This window comes from Nocardioides astragali, assembly GCF_024436375.1.
Classification (GTDB): Bacteria; Actinomycetota; Actinomycetes; order Propionibacteriales; family Nocardioidaceae; genus Nocardioides; species Nocardioides astragali.
The window spans coordinates 320280-334571 of the sequence record NZ_JAFMZM010000001.1 but is presented as its reverse complement, the minus strand read 5'-3'; the positions used below and the strand labels follow the sequence as shown (position 1 = coordinate 334571).

Below are 14292 nucleotides of genomic sequence, written 5' to 3'. Positions count from 1 at the left end.
GACAGCAGTCACCAACCCGGTCATCAGCCCGGTCACCAGCACGATCACCAAGCAGCAGAGCGCGAACGACGTCCTCGTGTATCCCCCATGGGAGGGGTCCTACCCCCGTGGGTGAGCGACCAAACGGCTCGCTTCGGTGGCATCCGGAATGCCACGTCGACCCGGATGGTCTCGCCGTTCAGCGGCGGATCCGCACGGTGCGCGACCGGTCGCGCGCGCAGAGCGGCTCCGCAGCCGAGCCCACCGTCGCGTAGTAGCGACCCGGGCGGCGGGGAGCCAACGTGTGGAAGCCACCGGTCGACCGTGTGGTGACGACGAGGAGCTTGCGGTCGGCGCCCGATCGCTTGAGCCAGATCGTGACCGGCACGACGCGACGACATCCCACGGCCACGGACTCGACCTTCCCCACCAGTCGATGCCTGGCGGCCCGGTGGCGCAGTCCGACCGATCGCTCGTAGGCGCAGCCGGCCGTGCAGCCCGGGATGCTGGTGGGCGGGGGCACGGTGGACGTGGCGGTCGGGGGCGCCGTGCCCGGTGTGGAGTCGCACACGTTGCCGATCCCGTCGCCGTCCCAGTCGGCCTGATCGGAGTTGGCGAGGGTCGGGCAGTTGTCGGCCTTCTCCTCGACGCCGTCGCCGTCGGAGTCGCACGTGGAGATCGTCATGACGAGTCGGAGCCTCTTGATCTTGACGACCGGTCCGTAGCTGGTGATGCGCAGGACATAGTCCCCGCCGACCGGTGTTCCGTCGAAGACAGCCAGCGGTGGGTACTGGGAGCCCTGCGGCGGCTGGTAGCGACCACCGCTCGGCGAGTCCGGCGACAACGGAGCCGCGGCCTCGTCGTCGTACACGAGGTCGTAGGTCGGCTGCGGCGACGGGACCGGGGTGTAGGGGCCCATCAGCTGCATCTCTCGTCCCGCGTGGGTGAGCCACACGCCGGCGCCCCCGGAGTAGTCGTCGAACCCGAGGCCGACGTCGAGGTCCACGAGCGTGGCGCCCGCGGGGAACGCGTCCGCGATGACGACGAACCGGTGGTTGACGGTCGCGCTGGGCTGCACCTCGTGGTTGATGACGCCTTGCGTGTGCGTGCAGGGCATCGGGGCAGCAGCGGCACTCCCGCCCGAGACGACCACGGGGCTCAGCGCCACGGCTCCCACCAGCACACCGACAGCGACCCGAATCCCCCGATTCATGCGGGGATCCTAGACGCCCGTCACTTCGGAGGCATCCGGATGCCACCGTCGACCCGGATGGTCTCGCCGTTCATGTAGGAGTTGGTCAGGCACTCCACCACCATGCTGGCCAGCTCGTCGGCGCGACCGAGGCGCTTGGGGAAGAGGACGTTCTGGCCGAGGTTGGCCTTGAACTCCTCGGGGTCGGGGAACGAGTCGTAGATCGGGGTGTCGATCAGTCCGGGCGCCACCGTGTTGAGGCGGATGCCGGCGGCGGAGAGGTCGCGCGCGATCGGCAGGGTCATGCCCACGACACCGCCCTTCGAGGCGGAGTAGGACGCCTGGCCGATCTGCCCGTCGAAGGCGGCGACGGAGGCCAGGTTGACGATCGCCCCACGCTGGCCGTCGGCGTCGGGCTCGTTGCGGCTCATCACGGTCGCAGCCTGACGGGTCACGTCGAAGGTGCCGATCAGGTTGATCTCGACGACCTTGCGGAAGGCCTCGAGGTCGTGGGCGGACTCCAGCAGTCCGTCCCGGCCGATGGTGCGCTGTGCCCAGCCGATGCCGGCCGAGTTGACGCACGCGCGCAGCGGGGCGATCTCGGCGGCGGCCTCGACGGCGGCCGCGACCTGCTCCGTCCTGGTCACGTCGACCGGAGCGAAGACGCCCCCGATCTCCGTGGCCAGCGCCTCGCCCCTCTCGATGTTGAGGTCGGCGACCACGACCGTGGCGCCCGACGCGGCGAGGGCACGGGCGACCGCGGCGCCAATGCCGCTGGCGCCGCCGGTGACGATGGCGGTGGATCCGTTGATGTCCATGCCGCGGATGCTAGCGAGTCGAGTGCGCGGCCCCGCGACCGCTACGACGGCCTCAGCACTCGACTGCGCCGCGAGACCTCAGAGGTCGGTGACGCCCTCGGCCACCAGCACGGCAGGCCCGGTCATCAGGACCCGGTCGTCCTCGGTCCAGACGACGCTGAGCGTGCCGCCGGGGACGTCGACCCGGTACGCCGTGCCGCGGGGCGCGTCGTCGGCCAGCGCGGCCACCACGGCGACGGCGCAGGCGCCGGTGCCGCAGGAGCGCGTCTCGCCCGCACCCCGCTCGTGGACCCGCATCGCGACGTGGTGCTCGCCGCGACGGACCACGAACTCGACGTTGACGCCGTCGGGGAAGATCGCCTCGTCGTGCTCCGGCGCCTGGAGCAGCGGCCCGGCGTCGGCGAGGTCGTCGACGAAGGCGACCGCGTGGGGGTTGCCCATCGAGACGTGACGGGCGGCCCAGGTCGTGCCCAGCACCGTCACCTTCGTGTCCCCGAAGACCTCGGGCCTGCCCATGTCGGCGGTGAGCTCGTCGCCGGCGCGCTCGAGGGTCTTGACGCCGTCGCGGGTCTGAACCTGCATCGGGAAGTCCTCGCCCTCGCGCTCGTGGAGATAGCGCGCGAAGACCCGGATGCCGTTGCCGCACATCTCGCTGACCGAGCCGTCGGAGTTGCGGTAGTCCATGAACCAGCCGTCCCCGCGGCGTACGGCACGCAGCACGCCGTCGGCGCCCAGACCGGCGCGACGGTCGCACAGCGCGCGCACCCGTTCGGCCGGCAGGTCACCGTGGACCGAGCCGTCCGGGTCGGGCAGGACCACGAAGTCGTTCTCGGTTCCGTGGCCCTTGAGGAAGGGGTAGCTCACGCCCCCAGTGTGACAGGACGGCGGGGGCTCATTGGCGGTCGACCACCCTGGCCGCTCCGCCACCGCGACGAGTGGGCTCGGCCACCGCGGTCATCAGCCCGCCCGGACCGAACTCGATCGCGGTCGCGGCCCCGATCTCGGCGGCGCTGGTGAACGCGTCACCGGCCGGGACCAGCGTGTGACCGAGCGCGGACAGGGCCGGTCCGTAGGCGCTGATGAACGCCGGCTCGGCGGTCGTGTTGACGCCGTTGCGCTGGGTGGCACGCGGGGCCGCGATCGCCTCCTCGATGCTCATGCCGAGGTCGATCCGGTTCATCACCATCTGCAGCACGGTCGTGATGATCGTCGAGCCGCCGGGTGAGCCGAGCGCCAGGAAGGGCTTGCCGTCCTTGAGCACGATCGTCGGCGACATCGAGCTGCGCGGTCGCTTGCCCGGCTGGATCCGGTTGGGGTCGGCGGCGTCGTACACGGTGGAGAAGTCGGTCAGCTCGTTGTTGAGCAGGAAGCCGTGGCGCGGCACGACCTGGCCCGAGCCGCCGGTCTGCTCGATCGTGAGCGTGTACTCCACGACGTTGCCCCACTTGTCCGCGACGGTGAGGTTGGTGGTCGAGATGTTCTCGGTGTCGGCATCGACGGCGCCCTTCGTGGTCGCCGGGGCGCACACGCCGTCGTACGACGTCACGTCGCCGGCCGCGGTCGGCTTGGGCATCGCCTTGGCGGGGTTGATCGCGCAGGCACGCTCGGCGGCGTACGTGTCGTCGAGGAGCTGCTTGGTCGGCACGTCGACGAAGGCCGGGTCGCCGACGTACTTGCCGCGGTCGGCGAAGGCGAGCGCGCTCGCCTCGAGGTAGTGGTGCAGTGCGGACGTCGTGCCGAGGGTGCCGAGCGGGTAGCGCTCGAGGATGTTGAGGGCCTCGCCCACTGTCGTGCCGCCGGAGGACGAGGGCGCCATGCCGTAGATGTCGTGGCCGCGGTAGCTGATCTTCGTGGGCCGCTGGTCCTTGACGGAGTAGGTGCGGAGGTCCTTGCGGCTCAGGTGGCCAGGGGGCACCGGAAGCTTGGTGGTGCTGGTCGTACGTGGGTGGCGGACCACGTCGACCATGAGGGCGGCCAGCTTGCCGCGGTAGAAGTAGGGAAGGCCCTGCTGGCCGAGGCGCGTGTAGGTGCGGGCGAGCTGCGGGTTCTTGAAGACGCTTCCGACCTGGGGCGCGTCGCCGCCGGGGAGGAACAGCTTGCGGGTGGCCTTGAAGGCGCGGAAGCGGATCTCGTTGTCGAGGGTCTGCTGGCGGAAGGTCTCGTCGACCTCGAACCCGCGGGTGGCGACCTTGATCGCCGGCCGGAGGGCCTCGTCCAGGGTCAGCGTGCCCCACCGGTCGAGGGCGCGGTCCCAGGTGGCGGGGGTGCCGGGCGTCCCGACCGAGACGCCGCTGGTGACCAGCTCGGGGGTGAAGTTCCACGGCTTCCCGGTGGCCGGGTCGATGAAGGCGTCGGTGGGCATCGTCGCCGGAGCGGTCTCGCGACCGTCGATGGTGCGGACCTTGCCGGTGCGCGCGTTGTAGTAGACGAAGTAGCCGCCACCTCCGATGCCGGCGCTGTAGGGCTCGGTCACACCGAGGGTTGCCGCGGCCGCGACCGCCGCGTCGACGGCGTTGCCGCCCTGGCGCAGCACCTTGAGGCCCGCGGCGCTGGCCTCCGGGTCGACGGTGCTGATGGCGCCGCCGGTGCCGACCGCGGTGGGGATCTTCGCGGTGGGGCGGGCGCGCTCGTCGGAGGCGGACGGTGCGGCGCTCGCCGCACTCGTGACCGGTGGGACGAGGAGTGCGGCTGCGACGGCGAGACTGCTCGCCGCCGACGCGGTGGCGGCGATCCTGCTGGAGAAGTGGGGCATGGTGGTTCCTCCCGAGAGACGTCCCGCCACCCTGCCGCTCGCCCGAGGGACTTGTCCACGCCCGTCCGGGTGTTGAGCCGGCCGACCCGTTCAGCGCACCACGCTGTGGCGCAGGCAGGCGAAGTCGCGGTTGCGCGCGACCTCCTCGAGCCGCAGCTCGACGTGTCGCGGCAGCACCGGCGCGCCGCTGCCGATGGTCACGGGGGCGTACTGGATCCAGACCTCGTCGAGCAGACCCGCGTCGTGGAACTGCCCGACCAGCTCTCCCCCGCCGACCACCCAGAGGTCCTTGCCGTCGGCAGCCTCGGTCATCTCGGCGTGCACCCGGCGTACGTCGTCCCGGTCGAACCGGACGCTCGCCGGCGCCTCGGGAAACGTGCGGTGGGTCATGACCCACGTGGGCAGCGGTCCCCAGGGCTCCTCGTCGTGGTCGAGGATCCACTGCCAGGTCGTCGCCCCCATGACGCAGGCTCCGATCCGCTCACGGAACGCCGGATAGGCCATCGGGCCCTCCTGGTCGTTGTCGCGCGAGGTCAGCCAGTCGAGGGAGTGGTCGTCGGTCGCGATGAAGCCGTCGAGGGTGCATCCGGTGTAGTAGATCGTCGCCATGTCCCCACCATGCCAGCGACCGGGGACGGTCCGCCTGATCGAAATTGCCCCGGTTACTGCACCAGGGCGTCGAGCGCGGGCTCGGCCGCCTCGAGCGGCAGGTGGCCGAGGGTGACCAGCTGGGCCATGCCGTGCACGGTCGACCACAGGGCCGCCGACAGGGCCACCGGGTCGCGACCCTCGTAGCCGGGCTCGCGGACCAGCGCCTCCACCTCGCCGCCGAGCAGGTCCTCGTTGCGGGCGATGAGCGGCGACATCTCCGCGCTGGGTGAGCCGGCGGCACAGTAGTCGGGGTCGAAGACCAGGGCGAACGCCTGGGGGTGTGCGGCGGCATAGCGGACGTACGCGAGGCCGAGCGCCCGGACCCGCTCGACCGGGCCGTCTGCGGCCGCGACGGCCTCCTCCTGGGCGGCGAGGAGCGCGGCCATCCCCCGTACGCCGAGCGCGCGGAGGAGCGCGGCCCGGTCGCCGAAGTGGTGGTAGGGCGCGTTGTGGCTCACGCCGGCGCGACGGGCGACCTCGCGGAGGCTGATCTTCGCCGCGGAGGTGGTCTCGAGCAGGTCGAGCGCGGCGTCCTCGAGGGCGGCCTGGAGGTTCCCGTGGTGATAGCCGCCCGTGGATCTTGACATGAGCAACATCATAGCCCAATCTGGTCATTGTCCACATTCTTGACACTGACCAGATGGAGCATCTCATGGCACACGTCCTCGTCATCGACGGCCACCCAGACTCCGCGTCCCTCACCGCCCAGCTCGCCACGTCGTACGTCGCGGGCGCCGGGGACCACGGCGTCCCGCTAGTCCTGCGCGACCTCGACTTCGACCTCTCCCTCCACAACGGATACCGCTCGTCGCAGGACCTCGAGCCCGACCTCGTCCGGGCCCAGGAGCTCCTCGAGTGGGCCGACCACGTCGCCGTGTTCGCGCCGCTGTGGTGGGGATCGGTCCCCGCGCTGCTCAAGGGATTCTTCGACCGCACCCTCGAGCGGGGCTGGGCCTTCCGCTACAAGGAGAACGGCATGCCGGAGGGCCTGCTCGCCGGCCGCACCGGACGCCTCGTGGTGACCTCGGACTCGCCGCGGTGGTACCTCCCGCTCGTGGGCGACAGCACCGTCAAGCAGGTCAAGGGCCGGACCATGGAGTTCTGCGGGATCAAGCCGACGAAGCTCACCCGGTACGCCGACGTCCGCGGTCGCAGCGAGGCGCAGATCGCCGAGTGGATCCGCGGTGCCGCCGACCTCGGTGCGGCCGACGCGGCCCGCCCGGGCGTCGTACGACCCGTGCGCGAGCTGACTGCCACGGGCTGACGGCCGCCGACCCTGTCAGACGAGCGCCTCGACCGCGCGCTGGGCGACCTCGATGCGCGCGGGGTCGTCGTGACCCACCCACACGATGCGCGGATCCTTGCGGAACCAGGAGTCCTGGCGACGCGCGAAGCGGCGGGTGGCGGTCTTGGTCTGCTCGATCGCCTCGGCCAGGGTGCGGTCGCCGGCGAGGAATCCGACGACCTCGCGGTAGCCGATCGCCCGGTTGGCCGTCCGGCCCTCGGCCAGCCCGCGGGCGAGCAGGGCCTCCACCTCCTCGACGAAACCCGAGGCGAACATCTCGTCCACCCGACGCCCGATGCGCTCGTCGAGCGTCGGCCGGTCGATGTCGACACCGATCTGGACCGTCAGCGGGTCGGCGTACTCCAGGCGCGGGAGGCTGGCGCTGTAGGGACGGCCGGTCAGCGCGATCACCTCCAGGGCGCGTACGACGCGGCGTCCGTTGTCGGGCTGGATCTGCGCCGCCGCCTGGGCGTCGACACCAGCCAGCCGCTCGTGCAGCGCCTGGCTGCCGACCCGCTCGAGCTCGGCCTCCAGCTCGCCGCGCAGCGAGTCGTCGGTGCCGGGGAACTCGAAGCGATCGACGATCGCGCGGGTGTAGAGCGCGGACCCGCCGACGAGGACGGGGGTCGCGCCGCGGCGCCGGATGTCGGCGATCGACTCGCGTGCCCAGCCCTGGAAGAGCGCGACGGTCGCCGGCTCGGTCACCTCGAGCAGGTCGAGGAGGTGGTGCGGGATGCCGCGCCGGCCCTCCAGAGGCAGCTTGGCGGTGCCGATGTCCATCCCGCGGTAGACCTGCATCGCGTCGGTGTTGACCACCTCGCCGGCCAGCCGCTCGGCCAGGTCGAGGCTCAGGCCGGTCTTGCCGGACGCCGTGGCGCCGACGAGGGCGACCACGGGTGGAGGCATGGGTCCATTGTGGCGGAGGCCCTAGTCTCGGAGGTGCCGGAGTCACCGCCCTTCCGGACGGGCCGGCTCTCCTCGAGGAGGAACTGATGGGTTTCCTGGACAAGGCCAAGGCCAAGCTCACCCAGACCGTCGACCAGCACGGCGAGAAGATCGCCGAGGGCATCGACAAGGCGGGCCGGGCCGTCAACGAGAGGACCGGCGGCAAGCACGCGGCCAAGATCGACCAAGCCACCGGCAAGGCACGCGACGCGCTGGACAAGCTCGACGGCAAGGACGACGACATCCCGCCGGCGGACCCCGCCCGCTGACCCCCCTTGAGGTTTGCCCGCGTGACCGACCGCTTCGTCCTCGTCCCCGCCTCCTACGTCTACCTGCTGCGCGAGGGCGAGCACGGGACCGAGGTCCTCCTCCAGCTGCGCCGCGGCACGCCCTACATGGACGGCCACTGGGCAGCGGCCGCCGCCGGCCACGTCGAGCTCGGCGAGACGGCGTACGACGCCGCGCGGCGCGAAGCGGTCGAGGAGCTCGGCATCACCGGCATCGACCTCGAGTTCGCGTTCACGATGCACCGCACGCAGCACGCCGACGCGATCGACGAGCGCGTCGACTGGTTCTTCACCGCGCGGTCGTGGACCGGCGAGCCACGCGTCGTCGAGCCGGAGAAGTGCGCGGAGCTCCGGTGGTGCCCGCTCGACCGGCTGCCCGAGCCGATGGTGCCCCACGAGGCGCACGCACTGGCGCACCTCGGCAGCGGCGCCGGCTACCTGACGTACGGGTGGGAGGAAGCGTCCCGCCCACTCGGGGGTGGTCCCGCGGCGAACAGCACGACACGATCGACCGATCCACCGATGGGAGGGAACCCATGAGCAAGGAAGAACTGCCCCCGATGCCGACCCCGTTCACCCAGGAGCCCGAGCTGGTGCCCGGTGGCGTGGACGCACTCCCCGACGACCCCGCCGACAACGGCCTGGGCCGTGACCTCGACCCCGACGACAACCCAGCGGTCGACGACGTGCTCCCCGACGCGGTCTCCGAGCCCGACGACAAGCCGCAGGCTCCCGAGGGCAAGGCCGACGACGCCGAGGCCGGCGCCACCACGGAGGACCAGGACGCCGGGCAGGAGGCCGAGGACGGCTCGGTCGAGCCGCCTGCCTGAGCTCACTGGACCGTGGAGCTCCTGAGTCACGTGGTGGCTCGTGAGCTCCACGATCCTGTCGGTTTCCCCGGATATCCGGGGATTCCGACGCCCCCTCAGCCGCAGGCAGGACCCGGGGGCAGGGGGGCGGGGATGCCGACCGTCGGCATGCCGAGCCCGACGCCGGCCGGGGCGGGAGGCGCGGACGTACGCCGCTCCCACGCATCGCCCGCGCGCGTGCGGCGTACGGACCGGATCGCGCCGTCGGCGACGAGGTGGTGCGGGGCGGCGTAGGTGATCTCCACGGTGACCATGTCACCGGGGCGTACCGAGTCGGCGTCGACGGAGGAGAAGTCGGCCGCGAAGTGCACGAGCCGGTTGTCGCGGGCCCGGCCGGAGAGGCGGTGGGTGGCGGCGTCCTTGCGGCCCTCGCCCTCCGACACCATCAGCTCGACGGTGCGCCCGACCAGTGTCTTGGCCTCGGCCCAGGCGACCTCGTCGACGACCGCGGCGAGCCGCAGGTAGCGGTCCTTGACGACCTCCGGCGCGACCTGGTCGTCGAGCGTGGCGGCCGGCGTCCCGGGGCGCTTGGAGTACTGGAAGGTGTACGCCGACGAGAAGCGGGCGGCACGTACGACGTCGAGCGTGGCCTGGAAGTCCTCCTCGGTCTCGCCGGGAAAGCCCACGATGATGTCGGTCGTGATCGCCGCGTCGGGGATGGCGGCGCGTACCCGCTCGATGATCCCGAGGTACTTCGACCGGCGGTAGGAGCGGCGCATGTCGCGCAGCACCTTGTCGGACCCGGACTGCAGCGGCATGTGCAGTGACGGCATCACGTTGGGCGTCTCGGCCATCGCCTCGATGACGTCGTCGGTGAACTCCGCAGGGTGTGGGGAGGTGAAGCGGACCCGCTCCAGCCCCTCGATCTCGCCGCACGCGCGCAGCAGCTTGGAGAACGCCTGGCGGTCACCGAACTCCACACCGTAGGCGTTGACGTTCTGCCCGAGCAGGGTCACCTCGGTGACGCCCTCCGCGACCAGCGCCTCGACCTCGGCGAGGATGTCCCCCGGGCGACGGTCCTTCTCCTTGCCGCGCAGCGCCGGCACGATGCAGAACGTGCACGTGTTGTTGCACCCGACCGAGATCGACACCCACGCGGCGTAGGCGGACTCGCGCTTGGTCGGGAGCGTCGAGGGGAACACCGAGAGCGACTCCAGGATCTCGACCTGGGCCTCCTCGGCCACGCGCGCCCGCTCGAGCAGCACCGGCAGCGAGCCGATGTTGTGGGTGCCGAAGACGACGTCGACCCACGGCGCGCGCTTCGTGATGGTGTCGCGGTCCTTCTGCGCCAGGCAGCCGCCGACGGCGATCTGCATCCCCGGCTTCTGCGCCTTGACCGGCGCGAGCTGGCCGAGGTTGCCGTAGAGCTTGTTGTCGGCGTTCTCCCGCACCGCGCACGTGTTGAAGACGACGACGTCGGCCTGCTCGCCCGCGTCCGCGCGGACGTAGCCCGCGCCCTCCAGCAGCCCGCTGAGCCGCTCGGAGTCGTGGACGTTCATCTGGCACCCGTGGGTCTTGACCTCGTAGGTGCGTGCGTCGACGGCAGTGCGCGCGACGTCGTGCGCGGTTTCGGCGGGTGCGTTCATGACGGGTCAAGGGTACGGCGGCCGGCTGGGGCGCGAGCAATCACGAGGGCGAGGGGTCCACCCACGACTGCGGGGACCACTCGGCGGGGAGGGGTCTAGCCCATTCGGACCCCCTCCGAGTCGTCTTCGGGTGGTTACCGATGAGTACGCTCAATTTCCCTACGAGAAACACACAAGATCGGCCGAGTAATCCACAAACAGGTAACACCAAGAACCCGACGATCTTGACGGTTCCTGGTGAAAGCCCACAGTTTCGGGAAGAAGCCATGCTCGCCAGCTCCCTTGATCGGCCCAGGACGGCCACGACCGCCACCCTGTCGTTGTGTGTGCTCATCGTTACCGTCCTGTTGCTGAGCCTGGCTCCCGGCACCGCCCACGCAGAGGGATCGAGCGCGAAGCCGGGATCGAAGCAGCGCTCCGGCTCCGTCCGCGGCACGCTCGCCTCACTGCCGCCGATCGCGCAGCCCGGCACCTCTGCGGCCGCCCCCCAGAGCGCCGGGATCCTGGTCGCGACCTTCACCCCCGCCGACCCCGGACGCCGGGTCACCTTGGAGCGTCAGGTGCGTGGCGGGTGGAAGACCGTGGCCACCGGCGCCGAGGACGCGTGGGGGGCCGCGACGTTCTCCCCGAGCAGCGGCACCTACCGCGCGCGGACCACCACCGGTGGCCGCACCTGGGTCACCGGCACCATGACCACCTCGCGCTGGCGTCCGACGTTCGAGGACACGTTCTCGGGCACGACCCTCGACACCTCGGTCTGGAACGACCAGAAGCGCGAGCACGAGAGCGTCTACGCCCCCCGCACGTGTGCGCGGGTCGACCCGGCCGCGCGGCGCGTCGAGGGCGGCGTGCTGCACCTGGGGGTCGCGGCCGACCCCGCGCGCCTCGGCCTGCCGTGCAACTACACGAGCCCGCGCTCGTCGGGCACCAGCCCCTACATGCTCAACAGCCAGGTGGCCACCGAGTTCACCCGCTCCTTCCAGCACGGGATCATCGCTGCCCGCATCAAGCCGCAGCGCGCCAAGGGGATGCACTCGGGCATGTGGCTGCTCCCGGTCGGCACGACGTACGTCGACGGCGACCCGGCGTCCGGCACCGAGATCGACGTGATGGAGTTCTTCGGCGAGAACGGCCGCGGCAACGAGGCCGTCGGCGCCCACATCCACTACTACGAGCCGGGATGGGAGAAGGTCAGCCTCGGCGACGCCTTCCCCGCGACCCGTCTCGCCCTGGGCCAGCGCCGCGACTGGTGGGACGAGTTCCACGTCTTCTCCGTCGAGTGGACCCCCACCGAGTACGTCTTCCGCGTCGACGGTCGCGAGTACTACCGCGAGACGAAGGCGGTGTCGCAGGCACAGCAGTACCTGGTGCTCTCGAACCTCACCTCGGACTACGAGCTCGGCGAGCTGACCGCGGACGAGCACGCCGACACCGCGCAGGTCGACTGGGTGCGCGTCTTCGACGCCAGCTCCCGGCAGGCGTCGCGCGTCACTGCGGGCCGCAAGGCCTCCTGACGCAAGGCCTCGTGACGCAAGGCCTCGTGACGCAAGGCCTCGTGAGGCGGTCCTAGGCTCCCTGCATGCCCCGCATACACGCGATCGAGCTGGTGCCCGACGCGGCCGGGTGCGACGTCGTACGCCGTGAGTGGCAGGCGCTGCGCGACGCCGGGCTCCCCTCGTGGCTCGACCGCGGGGCGACCAACACCCCGCACGTCACCCTCGTCGCGGCGCCCGCACTGGGACCGCAGGACGAGGAGCGCGCGACGGAGCTGATCGGCACGCTGCTGCCGACGGAGGTGCGGGTCGCCGGCATCGCCCTGCTCGGCGGCAACCGCGTGACGCTGGTGCGGGTGGTCGACGTGCCGGACGAGCTCGCCCGAGCCGTCCTGGACCTGCGCGCCGACGTGCCGTATGTGCAGCACCCCGGCTGGCTGCCACACGTCACGCTCGCGAGGCGGATCAGTCGCTCCGACGTGCCGGCCGCACTCGAGGTGCTGGGCCACGACGACGCGAGTCTGCGGATGACGATGATCCGTCGTTGGGATCCCGAGGCCGAAATCGTGCGCGAACTGTAATGACCCGTTCGGGCCATGCCTCGTAGCCCGAACGGCCCACGTGCGGATAGGTTGCGCCTATGACCGCGCAGCAGGAAACGGCACCCGTCAGCGCCGGCCGGGGCGAGCCCCTCGTCGTGCTGAGCGACGTCCAGAAGCACTTCGGCCAGCTCCACGCCCTGAAGGACATCGAGCTCACCGTCACCCGTGGCGAGGTCGTCGTGGTCATCGGACCGTCGGGCTCGGGCAAGTCGACGCTGTGCCGCACGATCAACCGCCTTGAGACCATCGACGAGGGCACCATCACCCTCGACGGTCAGCCACTCCCCCAGGAGGGCAAGGCGCTGGCGGCGTTGCGCGCCGAGGTCGGCATGGTGTTCCAGAGCTTCAACCTCTTCGCCCACAAGACGATCCTCGAGAACGTCACCCTTGGGCCGATCAAGGTCCGCGGGATGAAGAAGGAGGCGGCCGACACCAAGGCGCGGGAGCTCCTCGAGCGGGTCGGTGTCGGCCACCAGGCCGAGAAGTACCCCGCCCAGCTCTCCGGTGGCCAGCAGCAGCGCGTCGCCATCGCCCGCGCCCTGGCCATGGAGCCCAAGGTGATGCTGTTCGACGAGCCGACCTCCGCGCTCGACCCGGAGATGATCAAAGAGGTCCTCGACGTCATGGTCGACCTCGCCGAGCAGGGCATGACGATGATCGTGGTCACCCACGAGATGGGCTTCGCCCGCACGGCCGCAGACCGGGTCGTGTTCATGGCCGATGGCGCGATCGTCGAGGAGGGCACGCCCGAGGAGTTCTTCACCAACCCGAAGTCCGATCGCGCCAAGGACTTCCTCGGCAAGATCCTCAAGCACTGACCTCACGCGACCACACATCCCCAGAAACTCACAGACGGCATCGGGCCGGTAACCGAAGGAGATCAAGGATGAGATTCATCAGGACCAAGGCGGCACTGGCCGTCACCGGTCTCGCTCTCTCGCTGGCTGCATGCGGCGACGCGGGCGAGGAGGGCGGTGAGAGCGTCGACGTCGACGTGGCGGAGAACGCCGCCGACGAGTTCGAGGACGGCTCCAAGATGAAGGAGCTGGCCGAGTCCGGCTCCATCAAGATCGGGGTCAAGTACGACCAGCCCGGCATCGGCTTCAAGGGCGCCACGGACGACATGCCCAAGGGCTTCGACCCCGAGATCGGCAAGATCCTCGCGGGTGACCTCGGCATCGCGCCCGAGGACATCGAGTGGGAGGAGACCATCTCCGACAACCGCGAGCCCTTCCTCCAGGAGGGCCAGGTCGACCTCGTCATCGCGTCCTACTCGATCACCGACGAGCGTCGCGAGGTCGTCGGCCAGGCCGGTCCCTACTACGTCACCGGTCAACAGCTCCTCGTGAAGTCCGACAGTGATATTGAGACGCTCGAGGACGTCAAGGGCACGGAGGTGTGCTCGGTGACGGGTTCGACCTCGCTGGAGAACATCAAGGCCGAGGGTGCCAAGCCGCGCGGCTTCGACACCTACTCCGAGTGCGTCGACCAGGTCCTCAGCGGCACCGTCGACGCGATGACCACCGACGGCGCGATCCTGCTGGGCTATGCCGCGGAGAACCCCGAGGAGCTCAAGGTCGTCGTGGAGCCGTTCTCCGAGGAGCGCTACGGCGTGGGCTACAGCCTGGACACCCCCGAGATGTGCGAGTGGATCGTCGAGACCCTCACTGAGGCGCAGGAGGAGGGGACCTGGGCCGAGGCCTTCGAGGCGACCTTGGGACAGTCCGGCGTCGAGACGCCGGAGCCCCCGGCTATGGACGAGTGCCCGGCCGCCTGACGCCCCCGCACCAACACCACCTGACCCGGGACGCCGGCGGGCCGACGAGGCCCGCC

Annotated in this window: 16 protein-coding genes; 8 read left to right on the top strand and 8 right to left on the bottom strand. The window is 70.8% G+C overall.

The features are described 5' to 3' along the window. Positions 1-178: 178 nt before the first annotated feature. The 6 genes from J3P44_RS25720 to J3P44_RS01725 form a co-directional block, all read right to left on the bottom strand. A complete protein-coding gene (locus J3P44_RS25720) occupies positions 179-1192 on the bottom strand; it encodes a thrombospondin type 3 repeat-containing protein (RefSeq protein ID WP_372496448.1) in 1014 nt (337 codons plus the stop codon). 20 nt (positions 1193-1212) lie between these two features. Beyond that, the gene (locus J3P44_RS01745) at positions 1213-1989 is read right to left on the bottom strand and encodes an SDR family oxidoreductase (protein WP_255888503.1); all 777 of its coding nucleotides are present in this window, start codon (positions 1987-1989) and stop codon (positions 1213-1215) included. Positions 1990-2067: 78 nt separating this feature from the next. Then, on the bottom strand, positions 2068-2853 hold the full coding sequence (gene dapF, locus J3P44_RS01740; RefSeq protein WP_255888502.1) for a diaminopimelate epimerase: 786 nt from the start codon (positions 2851-2853) through the stop codon (positions 2068-2070). 28 nt (positions 2854-2881) lie between these two features. Next, entirely contained in the window at positions 2882-4741 is a 1860-nt protein-coding gene (ggt, locus tag J3P44_RS01735; protein ID WP_255888501.1) for a gamma-glutamyltransferase, read from the bottom strand. Between the two features lie 90 nt (positions 4742-4831). Beyond that, positions 4832-5350, bottom strand: coding sequence for a dihydrofolate reductase family protein (locus J3P44_RS01730; protein WP_255888500.1), 519 nt, complete (start codon positions 5348-5350; stop codon positions 4832-4834). Positions 5351-5403: 53 nt separating this feature from the next. Continuing rightward, positions 5404-5979, bottom strand: coding sequence for a TetR/AcrR family transcriptional regulator (locus J3P44_RS01725; RefSeq protein WP_255888499.1), 576 nt, complete (start codon positions 5977-5979; stop codon positions 5404-5406). Between the two features lie 53 nt (positions 5980-6032). Between J3P44_RS01725 and J3P44_RS01720 the strand changes: the two genes are divergently transcribed. Next, positions 6033-6656: an NAD(P)H-dependent oxidoreductase gene (locus J3P44_RS01720; protein WP_255888498.1), complete on the top strand. Its 624-nt coding sequence runs from the start codon at positions 6033-6035 to the stop codon at positions 6654-6656. Positions 6657-6671: 15 nt separating this feature from the next. Here J3P44_RS01720 and miaA read toward each other — a convergent pair whose 3' ends face one another. Next, a complete protein-coding gene (gene miaA, locus J3P44_RS01715; protein WP_255888497.1) occupies positions 6672-7583 on the bottom strand; it encodes a tRNA (adenosine(37)-N6)-dimethylallyltransferase MiaA in 912 nt (303 codons plus the stop codon). An 86-nt stretch (positions 7584-7669) separates the two neighbouring features. On the opposite strand from miaA, the gene J3P44_RS01710 reads away from it, so the two are divergent. From J3P44_RS01710 to J3P44_RS01700, 3 genes are read left to right on the top strand one after another with little or no spacing between them, the layout of a single operon-like run. After that, positions 7670-7891 carry an antitoxin gene (locus J3P44_RS01710; RefSeq protein ID WP_255888496.1) on the top strand — a complete coding sequence of 74 codons (222 nt, stop codon included), beginning with the start codon at positions 7670-7672 and terminating at the stop codon, positions 7889-7891. Positions 7892-7912: 21 nt separating this feature from the next. Then, the gene (locus J3P44_RS01705; RefSeq protein ID WP_255888495.1) at positions 7913-8449 is read left to right on the top strand and encodes an NUDIX hydrolase; all 537 of its coding nucleotides are present in this window, start codon (positions 7913-7915) and stop codon (positions 8447-8449) included. Beyond that, positions 8446-8739, top strand: coding sequence for a hypothetical protein (locus tag J3P44_RS01700; RefSeq protein WP_255888494.1), 294 nt, complete (start codon positions 8446-8448; stop codon positions 8737-8739). Before J3P44_RS01705 ends, J3P44_RS01700 begins: the two co-directional genes overlap by 4 nt. A gap of 95 nt (positions 8740-8834) precedes the next feature. Here J3P44_RS01700 and miaB read toward each other — a convergent pair whose 3' ends face one another. Then, positions 8835-10364, bottom strand: a complete 1530-nt coding sequence (gene miaB, locus J3P44_RS01695) for a tRNA (N6-isopentenyl adenosine(37)-C2)-methylthiotransferase MiaB (RefSeq protein ID WP_255888493.1) — start codon at positions 10362-10364, stop codon at positions 8835-8837. Between the two features lie 326 nt (positions 10365-10690). Between miaB and J3P44_RS25350 the strand changes: the two genes are divergently transcribed. From J3P44_RS25350 to J3P44_RS01675, 4 genes are all read left to right on the top strand, one after another. After that, on the top strand, positions 10691-11878 hold the full coding sequence (locus J3P44_RS25350) for a glycoside hydrolase family 16 protein (RefSeq protein ID WP_255888492.1): 1188 nt from the start codon (positions 10691-10693) through the stop codon (positions 11876-11878). Between the two features lie 65 nt (positions 11879-11943). Beyond that, positions 11944-12438, top strand: coding sequence for a 2'-5' RNA ligase family protein (locus J3P44_RS01685; protein WP_255888491.1), 495 nt, complete (start codon positions 11944-11946; stop codon positions 12436-12438). A gap of 59 nt (positions 12439-12497) precedes the next feature. Next, entirely contained in the window at positions 12498-13277 is a 780-nt protein-coding gene (locus J3P44_RS01680; RefSeq protein WP_255888490.1) for an amino acid ABC transporter ATP-binding protein, read from the top strand. Positions 13278-13345: 68 nt separating this feature from the next. Then, positions 13346-14236 carry a glutamate ABC transporter substrate-binding protein gene (locus tag J3P44_RS01675; RefSeq protein WP_255888489.1) on the top strand — a complete coding sequence of 297 codons (891 nt, stop codon included), beginning with the start codon at positions 13346-13348 and terminating at the stop codon, positions 14234-14236. Positions 14237-14292: the final 56 nt, after the last annotated feature.